The organism is Desemzia incerta (genome assembly GCF_900115825.1).
GTDB classification, from domain to species: Bacteria; Bacillota; Bacilli; order Lactobacillales; family Carnobacteriaceae; genus Desemzia; species Desemzia incerta.
This window is the reverse complement of record NZ_FOXW01000008.1, coordinates 35,415-49,423: the sequence shown is the minus strand read 5'-3', so window position 1 is coordinate 49,423 and position 14,009 is coordinate 35,415. Positions and strand designations below refer to the sequence as shown.

Here is a 14,009-nt window from a genome sequence, read left to right as displayed (position 1 = left end):
CAAAAAAAGCGCAGATACCCGTTTGATGGGTTCTGCGCTTTTTAGGATAGATAAACCTATCTTGAAAGTTTCTTTATCGCTTTATAATAGAAGAAAACGGTAATGATTGATTGGATCTCAATTTGAAATAAGGGTTGGATATTAAATGCATTCAACAATGCAAAAAGAACTGTCGGCAGAGTAGAAGCGAATAAAACTACTTTCCAAGTCTCTTTAAAGCGGATGGGCTTTCTCGTAATAGCAGCCACCAGATTTCCAAACACGGTATACAAAAAATTGTAAATGACAATTAAAATGACTGAACTGATCCACAATAAGACAAAAGTTAACAATAGAATCAAAGGATTAGTGTCTTGCATGTTTAAGATGATTTCTTTCATCGTGACATCGTTAAGACCGTTCAACTGACTATAAGGTATTTCCATTGGATAAAAAGGGATAGACAGATAAAGGTTTTTTTCTAACAAAGAAAATCCTATCGTATCATTAAAAACACGTCTGTCCATATCAGAAGGGCTGATTTTTCCATTTGGATCAAATGCAAAAATAATCGAATCTGTTTGATAAATAAAACTTCCATCTTGTTCTTCAGGAACGAGTTCGTCGTTTTCTATTTTAAAAGCTGGAATATTCTCTGCGATTTCCTGACCATCTTGAAGAAATTCATTTAACGTGCGAGTCGTTTCGATCCAAACCGGCAACGTAATGACAAAAGATAGAAATAAAATGTAGAAAATCGTCTTTCTGGTTTTGACATTTCTTGCTTCGACCAGTTGCTCTGGGCGAGATAAAGATGCTTTAAATAATTGAAATAATGAGATAACGATTCCTCCTTAGATAATTCGTACCATACTAGCTAATTGTAAACTGTTCTAAAAATAAACTCAACTAGATAAAAAGAGAAAATCTATTTTGAATATGCTGGAATAGGTCCTGCTATAAAATATCGATAAGAGAATTTTTAGCTGAATGTGATTGTATATTCACATAATCGTCACTTTAAATTGTAATCGGTTATAAAAAATGGTAAATTATTATTAGTAAGCAAAATATTTTATTATATGGAGGAATGACACAATGGCTTTTGAATTACCAGAATTACCTTATGCATACGATGCTTTGGAACCACATATTGATGAAGCAACAATGAAATTACATCATGACAAGCATCATGCGACTTATGTAGAAAAAACAAACGGGGCACTTGAAAAACACCCTGAGTTAGCTGAAAAAACAATCGAGGAATTGGTTGCTGATTTACAATCTGTTCCTGAAGATGTTCGTACAGTGATTCGCAATAACGGCGGTGGTCACGCTAATCATACTTTCTTCTGGGAAATCTTATCTCCAAATGGTGGCGGAGAGCCTACAGGTGCTCTAAAAGAAGCTATCGAAGAAACTTTTGGAAGCTTTGACAAATTCAAAGAAGAACTGTCTGCAGCAGCAGCTGGTCAATTTGGATCTGGTTGGGGTTGGTTAGTATTAAACAACGGCAAACTTGAAGTTACTTCAACTGCAAACCAAGATTCTCCATTAACAGAAGGTAAAACACCGATTATTGGAGTGGATGTATGGGAACATGCATACTACCTAAATTACCAAAATAGACGTCCAGCATACCTTGAAGCATTCTGGAATGTTGTAAACTGGGAAGAAGCAGGCAAACGTTACGACGCTGCTAAATGAGAAAACAAAAAGACAAGAAACTGATTTTTCAGTTTCTTGTCTTTTTTATTTTATTGAGTTAAATAGAGTTTTTTCTTTGCACATAGAACGTCATTCCCAACAATACAATCGAAATCAATGTGAGGACAAACCCTTCAAAAAGGTAAGGCGTGCGGTAGGTGAATTCTACTCGATGAGTTCCAGATTGTATCGGGACGCCTAATAAACTATCTACTACTTTTTCCGTTGGGGCGGGATTACCGTCTATAGAAACAGACCATCCTGTACTGTAAGGGATCGTGGTCATTAAAAAGTTTTGGTTGTCTTGAATTGTGACCACACCTTCCATATGTGTATTGCCGTATTCTTCAACGTTCATTCCTCCAGACTGAAGAGTAGTGATCGATTCCATAAAAGCTGAGCTGTCTAGCCGGTACAACTGTATATCTTCTAAAGAAATAGAATCTTCTACCAACTCCAATTCAAAAGTCATCGTTTTTCCATAATCGTTATTAGCGATATTGTAGACCAACGTTTCGTCTGAGCTGTCATAAAAAGCATACGGTTCACCATTCAAGGTTAATTTCACCTCATCTTCACCTATCACTGATCCCATAGTTAAATAATATGCATCATTGGTCTCTGGTATGAATTGGAATTTAACAGAAGCCTTTTTAGTGTGATCATCGATAGAGACGGTAGGTTCAAAACTAGATTCTGACAACAATAGATTTTGGTAAATGGTACTCGTGAAATCTTCTGGGAAGAAGTAAGTCGTTGTTTTTCCTTTCCCGACTAAAGCATTCAACAGATTTTCTTGCATTTCGATAGGACGTTTTCTTTGCAGATAAAGCGAAGAAACGTTGTCTGAACTGCCGAAAGCAATCGGCAAAGCATAAGGGTTCTTATACAATAGAATCTGGTTGGTTGCTGCAATTTTTTGATAATCATTTAAATCGGGTTTCGTCTGCTTCAACGTAAATTGATATTTGTCTGTATTGGTTGAAGTTTTAGAAAGAAGCGGAAAGTCTGATTCAATAGTATCGTATCTAAAATGATCTAGTTTTAAAGGTAAAGAAGTTTTTTCAATTAAAGCAGGAATGTCTTCTTGATCAGACCAGTACAAGTCATTTTGTTCACTTGCGTAGTATTTGATGCCAAATAGTGCGTCTGTTAAGAGGGTACCATTCGAGTACGTCAAAAAACCTCCTCCAACTGGATTCCCTAGTCGGCCAAACAATTCTGGTACCGTACTCTCAAATGTTGAACTGAAATGAGTGATACCATTGAAATCAGCTTGAAAGCTGTCGTTTTTAGTTCTTACAAACGTTTTTTCCAGTCGATAGAAATCATCGTCATACTGCTTGAACCAATCAGACATTTGCTGTTGACCTTGCTGATACACCGTAAAAGAGTCTTGATCGACGTAGCTTAGGCGAGACAAAGAAATACCTGCGTTTACTGTCATTTCGATACTCGTTACTAGGAACAGCACCAATCCCATCCATTTGTATTGTTGCGGCTTTAGGATTAATAATAAAAGGACCAAATATATAAACAGCAACGTAATAATGATTTGAATAGGAGTAAGGAAATCGAACTCTTTAGAGTACACATAAATTCCAGTACCTGTTGCAACAATCATGGTCAAAAAAGTTGCCAGAGGGCTGACACCTTTTAATTTAGTAAAGCTTCGATAGCCTAATAACAATAAGAAAAATGAAACGACGAATGAAAATCGGTAAGGATACCAGTTAGGATACTGCATAGCATGCCATATTTTATTCATCGCACTGATATTCATTGAAAAAACAAAAAAGCTGGTTATGAAAAGTGCTGCAAGCCGTTCTTTCAAGGGGATTAAACGGTTGAAAAAATAAAAACAGAAACACAATAAAGCTAGGCTGCCAATAAATAAATTAGGGTAGCCTGATGGCATTTGATCAAAATTAAAGGCACCTACGAAAAATTTGGACACTATTTCAGTAACAGGATAATCTGTTTCCCATTTTAGATCTAATTTGGTGTAGCTGGCTTTACCAACCATTAGAGAATGTAAGGTAGGTAACAGCAAAACAGCAGATAATCCTCCAGCTAATAAAGAATCCCAGATAAACAGAAGACTGGTTTTGATTCTAGCAATTACTTTGTCTTTTTTTTCTGTGATAGCAGAATCGTCATAGCTGATCAATCGGAAAACAAAGTAGCAAACTAAGAAGAAACAAATCATATATCCTATGTAATAGTTAGCAAATAATGCAAGAGCCAAGCATATAGAGTAAAACACCCCTTTTTGTTCTTTTATCAAGCGTTCCAGCCCAAGAATAATGAGAGGCAGGAAAATCATTCCGTCAAGCCACATAATGTTGAACTGGTTGACGATAGTATAGCCCATCAAGGCATAACTGGTAGAAAAGGCGACGATAGTGAAATTGTCTCCGTCAAACTGTTTCTTAAGCAAATAAGCAAAGCTCCAGCCTGCTAAACCATATTTGATCATTGTCAAGACAGTAACGGCTAAAGAAACTTGATGATGAGGAAATAAAAGGAAAATCAAGTTCAACGGGCTGGCTAGATAGTACGCCCACAAGCCTAACATGTCTCCACCAATAGCTTTGGAAAAAGAATAAAACAACCCGCTTGGATCTTCAAGCAGTGTCCTACGATAATAAGCAAAAAAATCAACATATTGTTGTCCTAGATCAATGGTTAATACTGTTTCATTTCCAAATGGATACACGCCTTTAATAGCATGAAGAATAGACATGATCATAAAAGGAACTAAAAATGCTAGAAATAATGGCCATTGCTTTTGAATAAGCAAGCCGAGTCGGTTTTTCATTAGTGATCACCTCATAAAAATTGCTTACTCATAGAATAGCATACTCTAGTAAGAGAAATAATCCATTATGCTAAAACTTTTTAAAAGAACGTGCTGGAAATTGTGTTAAAAGTTTAAAACTTTCTTCAGTTTATGGTTATAGCTGGAATAATCTGTTACAATATACGGAGTTCTATGTGATAGGAAGGTGTTTATTTGAAATCGAATCAAAAGAAACAATCAAAGAGTAAGTCGCACATTCCTTTAAGGCTGAATATCTTATTTGCTGGTGTATTTGCTTGTTTCGCGATGCTTATATTGAGACTTGGTTATTTGCAAATCGTTAGTGGTGAAGAATTTGAAGCAGAAGTAGCTCGTACTGAAACAACTTTAGCGACGGGGAACGTACCTCGTGGAGAAATCTATGATGTTAATCATCGCAAATTAGTAGGGAATACAGCTGTTCAAACGATTACTTACACTCGTGGTCAAGGTGTCGCTTCAGAAGATATGGCTAAAATAGCTGTTGATCTGGCGTCTTTTATCGATATGCCTCATAAAGTGAGAGTAGGAGACGAAAAAGAATTTGATATTACACCCCGAGATCTGCAAGATTTTTGGTTGGTATTGAATGAAGAAAAATTAAATGAACGATTAACAGATAAAGAAAAAGAACAAAGCGGACCTAAATTTTATCAAACGCAAATTTCTAAAGTGACTGATGAAGATATCGCAGGGCTGTCTAATGTTGAAAAAGAGGCTGCAGCTATATTCAAGAAAATGAATGGAGCTTATGCGTTAACAACGATCAACATTAAAAACGACGGCGTAACGGATAAGGAAATAGCTTTAGTCAGCGAAAATCTTCATATGCTGCCTGGTGTTGATACTGGGACAGATTGGATCAGAAACTACCCGCAAGAAGGTATGCTGAAGAGTATTCTAGGAGAAGTTACTACAGAAGAAAAAGGTGTTCCAGAAAGTCAATTGTCTACTTATTTGGCTAAAGGATACGCAAGAAATGACCGTGTTGGAAACAGTCAATTAGAAAAAGAATACGAACCCGTTCTAAGCGGTTCAAAATCAAAATCTGAAACGCAAACCAACAATAGCGGAGACATTATTGAAACAATTGAACAATATGCTGGTGAAAAAGGCGATAACTTGGTCTTATCTATAGACATGGACTACCAAGAAATTTTGGAAAAAATTGCTATAGAAGCCTTAGGAAATCGTCAAGGGCAAAACAATAGCATTTATATAACAGCTGCTGATCCTCAAACTGGTGAAGTGTTGGCTCTTGCAGGAAAAGAGTATAATCCTAAAACGGGTAAGATTCAGGATGCTGCTCTTCATAATATCAATCAATCTTTTGAAATGGGATCTGCCGTTAAAGGTGCTACGATTTTAGCTGGTTATATGGATGGAGCACTGACATATGAGGATAATGTCATTGTCGATGCCCCTCTTAAATTGAAAAGTACACCGTCAATCAGTTCAGTATTTAACCGAAGCGGAAGTGTAGCAGTAAATGATATCAAAGCTTTAGAAGTGTCTTCCAACGTTTACATGGCTAAGTTAGTTTTACGAATGGGTGGACAAGACAATGTCACTCAAAATGGCTCAGTGTCTATTAATATAGATCAAACTCTTGATAAGTTAAGAGGTTATTTCCATCAATTCGGCTTAGGTGTGGAAACGGGGATTGATTTACCAGGTGAAGCTACAGGATATGTAGGACCTAATCCTAACGGTGGGTCACCGATGTTTTATGGTTTCGGGCAATACGATACGTATACACCTATTCAATTATTGCAATACGTTTCAACCATCGCTAACGGAGGGAATCGTATCGCTCTTAGATTGGTAGATGAAATTTGGTCTACAGGAGAAGATGGCAATTTAGGTGCAATCAGTACTCAATTAGAACCTAAAGTCTTAAATACCATCAATGTTGAAGAAAAAGCATTGGAAAGAGTACAACAAGGGTTCTATCAAGTAATTCATGGAGCTAATGGATCAGCTCGTTCTCGGTTTGTAGGCGCAGAGTATGAAGCTGCTGGAAAAACCGGAACCGCAGAAACAAGGTATAATGGAGAAGATGTTATCAATAAAACATTTGTTGCTTATGCGCCTTATGACGATCCAGAAATTGCGATAACGGTGGTTGTTCCTTATTTACCATTGAACAATACAAACTATGAAAATACTATCGTAGCAAGAAAAGCACTAGATGCTTATTTCAAAGTAGGCGAATTTAAAAACACTGCACCAGAAGATGTTGAAATCGAATCAGAAAGTTCTTCTGCTGACAGTGAATAACAGTAAAACAAAGCGTCCAGCTCTTTATATGAGCTGGACGCTTTTTTGGATAAATTGAAACAAATCAGCTTTCGCTTAACAGAATGTCAGCAATTTCTTGGAAAGACATGTCGCTATTGACTGTGAAGCTACCCGGACGTACTAGATTAGATAAGTTGTTTGATTCTAAAAACTGATCAAATTCTGCAGAATCTTCAATAATACCTTGTTCTTGTAACTGACGAGCCGCAGTACTACTAGGGTCTCCTTGATTAATGACCACGGTTGCAGTTACAACGTCTTCGCTGTCTTCTTGGCTCTCCTCAGTATCACTCTCGCCGCTTTCTTGAGCAGCTTCATCTGATGCAGCAGATTCTGTGTTTTCTGTATTCTCACTTTCATCAACATAGCCGCTTTCTAATTGAGCCAACTCTGTTTCTGCCAGTAATGTTTCGTACTTTTCTTTATAAGTCAATTCATCTTGTGTCAAAGGGGCAGTATCAGATTCACTTGAATCTACAACTTGCGGTTGGTATAAAAACGAACGATAACCGGCCAAAATGATCGCAGAGACCAAGAACCCTAAAGCTAAGTAACGTAATGCTGGTTTACTCAAGTTATGTACCTCCTTTTATTAGGCTTCTAAGACATAGTCATCAATGACTGATTTAATTGTTTTTTCCGACAAGCGGGTTTGACTAGAAATTTCCTCTACAGCAATACCTTGAGTGTATAAAGTCACAACGTGTTTTCTCAAAACGTCATGAACTTTGTCCGATAAAGGCAATTCTTCTGATTGGATATTTAATTCTGATTCAAGCATGAGTACTCTTTTTTTCAAATGATTGATTTCTTGCAACCACTGTAAAGAGAGCTCTTCGAATTCTTCTTGTACTTTTTCACCATTGTCTTGTTTGTAGAATGACCAAACCATTAATCCAATCGCAATAATCAGTAAAGCAATAACGATAATCCATAAATCCATTTATTTCACCTCTTTATAGTTTAGTTCCACAAAAAAGTTTACCACAATCTCGACATAAAACCTATGATGTAAATAAAACTTAATATTTAACTCCAGTCTTTAACGGTAGCGTACAAAAGAAAAATAGTACTAACAGAAGGAAGGATAGGTATGCTAAACTAGTATTGAAAGCCTTATCAAAGATTTGTGAGGAGATTATTATGAATAAAAAATGGTGGCAAAATGCAGTAGTTTATCAAGTTTATCCTAGAAGTTTTCAAGATAGTAATGGAGACGGAATTGGTGATATCAAAGGCATCATCCAACGCTTAGATTATTTACAAAAGCTAGGTATCAACGTCATATGGCTTAGTCCAGTGTATCAATCGCCAAATGATGACAATGGCTATGATATCAGTGATTATTATAATATTATGGCAGAATTTGGAACTATGGAGGATATGGATGAATTGATTGCTGAAGCTAAAAAGAGAAATATCTCATTAGTGATGGATTTGGTAGTCAATCACACTTCTGATGAACACAAGTGGTTTGTTGAAGCTAAAAAGGCAACGGATAACGAGTACCGAGATTATTACGTATGGAGAGATCCAGTAGATGGAAAAGCGCCGAATGATCTAGGGTCGGTTTTTGGAGGGTCAGCTTGGGAGTACGATGATGAGACTGAACAATATTTCCTGCATTTATTTAGTAAACGTCAACCAGACTTAAACTGGGATAACAAAGAAATGCGTTATGAAATATATGATATGATGAATTTTTGGCTGGAAAAAGGTATCGGCGGATTCCGAATGGATGTGATTGAATTGATCGGCAAAGTACCAGATGAAGGAATCACAGCTAACGGTCCTCTTGTCCACGATTACCTGCAGGAAATGAATCGAAAAACCTTTGGGAATTACGATGTAATGACAGTGGGAGAGACCAATTCCGCTACTATAGAGGACGCCAAATTGTTCTCAGGTGAAGATCGTCAAGAGCTGTCTATGGTTTTTCAATTTGAGCATGTCAATTTAGACCAGCAGCCAAACAAATCTAAATGGGATCTGAAGCCTTTATCTCTTATTGAATTGAAAGAAGTTCTATCAAGATGGCAATATGAACTTCAAGAAGAAGGTTGGAATAGTTTGTTTTGGAACAATCATGACCAGCCAAGAATCGTTTCCAGATGGGGAAATGATCAAGAGTTTAGAGTAGAAAGTGCGAAGATGTTTGCAATTTTACTGCACATGATGAAAGGAACGCCTTATATTTATCAAGGGGAAGAAATCGGAATGACGAATAGTGTGATAACAGACATTTCACAAGCCGATGACGTAGAAACACTGAATATGTATCGAGAACGCATCGAAGAAGGCTATTCTGAAAAAGAGATTTTTGAATCGATCAATGCCAAGGGAAGAGATAATGCCAGAACGCCTATGCAATGGGACCATACAGCAGAAGGCGGCTTCACAAGTGGTAAACCGTGGTTAGCTGTCAATCCAAACTATTCTGCTATTAATGTGGAGCAGGCGCTGAAAGATAAAGAATCGATTTTTTATTGTTATCAAAAGCTGATACAACTACGAAAAGAACACTCTTTGATTGTTTACGGAAAATATGAACTGCTTCTTCCAGATCATCCTACGCTCTTTGCATACACTAGAAGCTATGGAGAAGAAAAGTGGTTGATCGTTGCAAATTTCAGCGAAACTGAGAATCAAATCAGTTTAAGTCAAGAACCGACGGATTTAAAACCGATCATCAGTAATAGAAAAGTAGAATCGTATAATTTGAAAGAACTTATCTTAAGCCCTTATGAGGCTTTTGTGGTGAAAGTTGACGATTTGGTTATGTAAAGTAAAAAAACTTTACAAAGAAGAAAAAAATACTGGAATCTAATATAAAAAGATGGTATCATTATCAAGTCGGAAGATTAGATAAATAACTATCTTCAAATATTGTTTAATGCTTGGAGGGAAAATCATGCGTGTAAACATCACATTGGAATGTACTGAATGTAAAGAACGTAATTACATCTCAAAGAAAAACAAACGTAACAATCCGGACCGTGTTGAATTTAAAAAATACTGCCCAAGAGAACGTACTGTAACTCTACACCGCGAAACTAAATAATTCTATCTGATTTGATAGTATTATTTCTTTTAAAACGCGTTTGAGAGCAATTATAAGAGATTAAAAAAAGAGCTGGGAAACTTCAGCTCTTTTTTTGTTATACTAGATGTAAAAGAGGATAGAGGGATGGAAATTGACGAAAAAAGAGATACGCAAAACAAAAATTGCATTGATGAAAGAATTGAATACAATAGAAAAAGAAGCAGAAGAGCACCAGTTGTATACACGGCTATTTGAATCGGAGTATTGGAAAAAAGCCGATTCTATCGCCATGACGATGTCTCAAGATTTTGAAATCAATACTCAGCCTATAATGGAAGAAGCATGGAAGAATCATAAAAAAGTACTATTACCTAGAGCGAAAAAAGGCAGAGTGATGGATTTTGTTCTTTACACTCCAGAGACTGTTTTAGAGAGGTCTTCTTTTGGGATTCTTGAACCATCTGCTCATCTACCAGCTGTTGAAAAAGAAAACATTGATTTGATCATCGTTCCGGGACTAGCTTATTCTCAAGATGGCTACCGTATTGGTTTTGGCGGAGGGTATTATGATCGTTTCTTAGCGGACTATAATGGTTTGAAAATATCTCTAGTCTTAAAAATACAACAAATAGATGAATGGACTCCTGAAAACTTTGATATCCCCTTAGATGCTTTGATAACAAAGGATAGGATAATTATCAGTCAAGAATTAAGAGAGCAAAATAACGAATAGGAAAATACATTTTTTAGTTTTGCAACGACTACTTTATGGTATAATAACTTCTTGAAAAGACAAATAAAATGAATGACTAAGAATGGAGTCCGTTCTATGAATTATCAAAATCAAATGAAATTAAAGCGTTTTTTTAGAATGCCAGTAGTAACGTACACTTTTTTAGGACTTCAATTGATCCTTTTTCTGTTAATGACTATTGATGGAGGAAGTACGAATACCTTTACTCTTATCGGCTACGGGGCTAAGTTTAATCCGCTGCTTGTTGCAGGAGAATGGTGGAGATTGGTCACGCCAATTTTTCTTCATATTGGGTGGGTCCATTTGATCATGAATTCCGTTATTCTGTATTATTTAGGCATCCAATTAGAAGATACGCTGGGACATTGGCGATTTGCGGCGATTTATCTTTTGAGCGGAATATTGGGAAATGCAGCTAGTTTTGCGTTCAATGCATTTTCAGTATCAGCAGGCGCCAGCACCAGTTTATTCGGTTTGTTCGGAGCAACATTGTTTTTAGGAAAAACATATACCGGTAATCCGGCGATTCAGCATATGGCACGAAATTTTGGAACCTTGATTTTAATTAATTTGGTATTCGGGTTCTTTAATACTTCTGTCGATTTAGCAGGACATATAGGCGGTCTGGCAGGTGGATATTTGATGTCTACAGCTATCAGTATCCCTGATCCATTGCCTCGATGGAAGAAAAAAAGAGTGCTTTATGGAGCAGGATTTGCGGTTTTGCTGATCTTATTGTTGAGTATCGGCTACTTTCGTACTTTAGGAGCGTTTTAACATGAGGCAATCTTTTAGAAGCGTGTATGACGTGCAACAGTTATTGAAGAGGTTTGGTATTTTTGTTTATGTGGGCGAAAGGCTGTGGGACATTGAGTTGATGATGGATGAGATAAAGAAAATCTATCAACATCAACTGATTGATCAACAAACTTATTTATCGGCCATGGCAGTACTGAAGAAAGAACATCAATGGGAAAAAGAGAGATCAAATAAAAAAGACTAGTTGGAGGAATACATATGTCAAAGAAAATTATTGGAATTGATTTAGGCGGAACGACTGTAAAATTTGCTATTTTATCTTCTGAAGGAGATATTCAGCAAAAATGGAGTATTGAAACAGATATCTCTGAAGAGGGAACTAAAATTGTTCCTTCAATCATTGCTTCCATCAAAAAACACATCGAAATGTACGATATGTCAACTGGAGATTTCCTAGGTATCGGTATGGGATCTCCTGGAACAGTCGATGCTGAAAATGGAACGGTTATTGGAGCATATAACTTGAATTGGAAAACCTTGCAAATGGTACGCCAACAAATCGAGGAAGGCACAGGAATTCCATTCTTCATCGACAACGATGCTAACGTTGCTGCTCTAGGGGAAGCTTGGAGAGGTGCAGGAGAAAGTGAACCTGATGTCGTTTTCTTAACTTTAGGAACTGGTGTAGGCGGCGGGATCATCGTAGACAAAAAATTGGTTCATGGAGCTACAGGAGCAGCTGGAGAAGTGGGACACATTACGGTCGAACCAAATGGATTCCAATGTACTTGCGGAAAAACAGGTTGTTTAGAAACGGTAGCAAGTGCTACAGGAGTGGTTCATTTAGCCCGCGACCTATCGGACAGTTATGCAGGAGATTCAAAGTTGAAATACAGTATTGATGACGGACAATTGATCACAGCGAAAGATGTATTCGATTTAGCCAAGGAAGAAGATCCTTTAGCACTTATCGTTGTCGATAAAGTAGCTTACTATTTGGGATTGGCAAGCTCTCATTTAGCCAACATCTTAAATCCTTCTACCATCGTATTGGGCGGAGGCGTTTCACGTGCTGGAGATATTTTAACAAAATCTATTCAGCCTTATTTTGAACAATACACTTTCCCGACTATCCGTAAATCTACTAAGATTCGTTTAGCTTTATTAGGAAATGACGCTGGAGTAATTGGAGCTAGTTCATTAGTGAAATCTTCTTTAGAAGGATAAAACTCACTATCCTTAAAACCCGTAAAACAATATAGACAGGCAAAGACCCCCAAAAAGTTAGAGTATAAGCTAACTTTTTGGGGGTTATTTTTATGAGATCCCTTAAGAGCAAAAGGCTTTTTAGAAGAGGTAAAAAAAGGTATATGCTATAATGACCATAAGATTGTTATAAACGTGCAAAAAAAGTAAACGTATTGAAATAGAATTGAGTCATAACTACAGGGTGATAATATGAAACAACCAACTATAAGCAGACTAGCCGGGTTGCTTTTGATCATTGTCTTCTTTTTAAGTGCGTGCCACTCTCAAGAGGATGCGGCGGCACCAAGCGAAGATGGCGAAACAGGGAGCAACTTTATTTTTGAACAAATTCCTCTAGACAAAGAGGAATTTCGAAAAATAATTGGATGGAAATCAACTGAAGAAGTAATCGTTCAAGCAGGCGGTGTAGAAGGAGACTCATTGTATTCTTTTAACATTCTGACCGGCGATTTTGATTTGTTTTACGAAGTAGATTCTTTTATCCTAGCCTCCAGAATCGTGATGGAGGAAGAAAAAGTCATCATCCAATTGGTAAAAGACGCCAACTCCTCCTTGATCGTCGTGAACTTCAAAGGAGACGTTTTACAAGAATTGGAAATTCAATCCAGCGGATTTGTTGATATCAACGTCAATGCCCAAAATCCTTCTTTAGCTTTTATCTCTTACTATGAGGGTGAAAACAATACAGCGGTCTATAATTGGAATATGACCACTAATGAATATACAGAAGTCGAGTCAGCTTCTTTAGAGCCTCAATGGTACTCGGAAAATCTGTATCTGTTTATTGATAACGGAGAAGATTTCTCTTTAGAAAACGGAGAACTGTATATGGGAGACATCCGAAGCGATGAAATTTTATTGTTGGATTCCTATGCCTCTGATTTTTATTTGCATGAGGATTCTTTTATCAAATTTACCCCCTCAGACTTCAATGAGCAGGAAATTATGTTGACCTACCAGTATCCGTTTTTGGTAGATGCCGGGTTCATGGTTGTTCCTAAAGTAACGATGAATGAGAGGATTATATTCCCTTATTTGACACAAGCTGTGAGGGATTCAGCTATCTACGGTATTTTTGCACAAGAGGCTGTTTCATTGGAAGAAGAAGCAGGGAAGTTTATGTTTTCAGAAATCGATTTTGAGAATGGGAAATTGAATGAAATCGTTGAAGTACCGGAAAATGCACCAATATTGATTTCTGAAAATGGCAAATATTGTTTATTTGGATGGAGCTATGAAATGCTGATTGATATCGAAAATCAACAATTGTATGAAATGCTGTCTCTTTAATGGAAAGGTTCTCTTTTGGAATCAAAAAACCTCTAGTAAATTCATTCATTCTTGTGTAAAATCAT

13 protein-coding genes are annotated in these 14,009 nt (G+C 36.9%); 9 read left to right on the top strand and 4 right to left on the bottom strand.

Annotated elements, in window-relative coordinates:
* Positions 1–56 precede the first annotated feature (56 nt).
* Positions 57–821, bottom strand: coding sequence for a DUF1189 domain-containing protein (locus BM137_RS09955; protein WP_280521801.1), 765 nt, complete (start codon positions 819–821; stop codon positions 57–59).
* Positions 822–1,077: 256 nt separating this feature from the next.
* Here BM137_RS09955 and BM137_RS09950 point away from each other — a divergent pair, with 256 nt between their 5' ends.
* A complete protein-coding gene (locus BM137_RS09950; protein ID WP_092481021.1) occupies positions 1,078–1,686 on the top strand; it encodes a superoxide dismutase in 609 nt (202 codons plus the stop codon).
* A gap of 58 nt (positions 1,687–1,744) precedes the next feature.
* Here the strand turns inward: BM137_RS09950 and BM137_RS09945 are convergent, their stop codons facing one another.
* Complete coding sequence (locus BM137_RS09945; RefSeq protein ID WP_092481020.1) at positions 1,745–4,507, bottom strand: YfhO family protein; 2,763 nt, start codon at positions 4,505–4,507, stop codon at positions 1,745–1,747.
* A gap of 195 nt (positions 4,508–4,702) precedes the next feature.
* Between BM137_RS09945 and BM137_RS09940 the strand changes: the two genes are divergently transcribed.
* Complete coding sequence (locus BM137_RS09940; RefSeq protein WP_177192551.1) at positions 4,703–6,808, top strand: peptidoglycan D,D-transpeptidase FtsI family protein; 2,106 nt, start codon at positions 4,703–4,705, stop codon at positions 6,806–6,808.
* A 64-nt stretch (positions 6,809–6,872) separates the two neighbouring features.
* On the opposite strand, the gene BM137_RS09935 is transcribed toward BM137_RS09940, so the two are convergent.
* Complete coding sequence (locus BM137_RS09935; RefSeq protein ID WP_092481019.1) at positions 6,873–7,403, bottom strand: hypothetical protein; 531 nt, start codon at positions 7,401–7,403, stop codon at positions 6,873–6,875.
* 18 nt (positions 7,404–7,421) lie between these two features.
* Positions 7,422–7,772 (bottom strand): hypothetical protein, encoded by a 351-nt coding sequence (locus tag BM137_RS09930; RefSeq protein WP_092481018.1) that lies wholly within the window; start codon positions 7,770–7,772, stop codon positions 7,422–7,424.
* A 200-nt stretch (positions 7,773–7,972) separates the two neighbouring features.
* Here BM137_RS09930 and BM137_RS09925 point away from each other — a divergent pair, with 200 nt between their 5' ends.
* The 7 genes from BM137_RS09925 to BM137_RS09895 all read left to right on the top strand — a co-directional run bounded on the left by BM137_RS09925 (position 7,973) and on the right by BM137_RS09895 (position 13,944).
* Complete coding sequence (locus tag BM137_RS09925; protein WP_092481017.1) at positions 7,973–9,613, top strand: glycoside hydrolase family 13 protein; 1,641 nt, start codon at positions 7,973–7,975, stop codon at positions 9,611–9,613.
* 127 nt (positions 9,614–9,740) lie between these two features.
* Positions 9,741–9,890 carry a 50S ribosomal protein L33 gene (rpmG, locus tag BM137_RS09920; RefSeq protein WP_092481016.1) on the top strand — a complete coding sequence of 50 codons (150 nt, stop codon included), beginning with the start codon at positions 9,741–9,743 and terminating at the stop codon, positions 9,888–9,890.
* Between the two features lie 133 nt (positions 9,891–10,023).
* Positions 10,024–10,605, top strand: coding sequence for a 5-formyltetrahydrofolate cyclo-ligase (locus BM137_RS09915; RefSeq protein WP_244887688.1), 582 nt, complete (start codon positions 10,024–10,026; stop codon positions 10,603–10,605).
* A 96-nt stretch (positions 10,606–10,701) separates the two neighbouring features.
* Positions 10,702–11,403 (top strand): rhomboid family intramembrane serine protease, encoded by a 702-nt coding sequence (locus tag BM137_RS09910; protein ID WP_092481015.1) that lies wholly within the window; start codon positions 10,702–10,704, stop codon positions 11,401–11,403.
* 1 nt (position 11,404) lies between these two features.
* The gene (locus BM137_RS09905) at positions 11,405–11,629 is read left to right on the top strand and encodes a YqgQ family protein (RefSeq protein WP_092481014.1); all 225 of its coding nucleotides are present in this window, start codon (positions 11,405–11,407) and stop codon (positions 11,627–11,629) included.
* Between the two features lie 14 nt (positions 11,630–11,643).
* A complete protein-coding gene (locus tag BM137_RS09900; RefSeq protein ID WP_092481013.1) occupies positions 11,644–12,612 on the top strand; it encodes an ROK family glucokinase in 969 nt (322 codons plus the stop codon).
* 231 nt (positions 12,613–12,843) lie between these two features.
* A complete protein-coding gene (locus BM137_RS09895) occupies positions 12,844–13,944 on the top strand; it encodes a YqgU-like beta propeller domain-containing protein (RefSeq protein ID WP_092481012.1) in 1,101 nt (366 codons plus the stop codon).
* Positions 13,945–14,009: the final 65 nt, after the last annotated feature.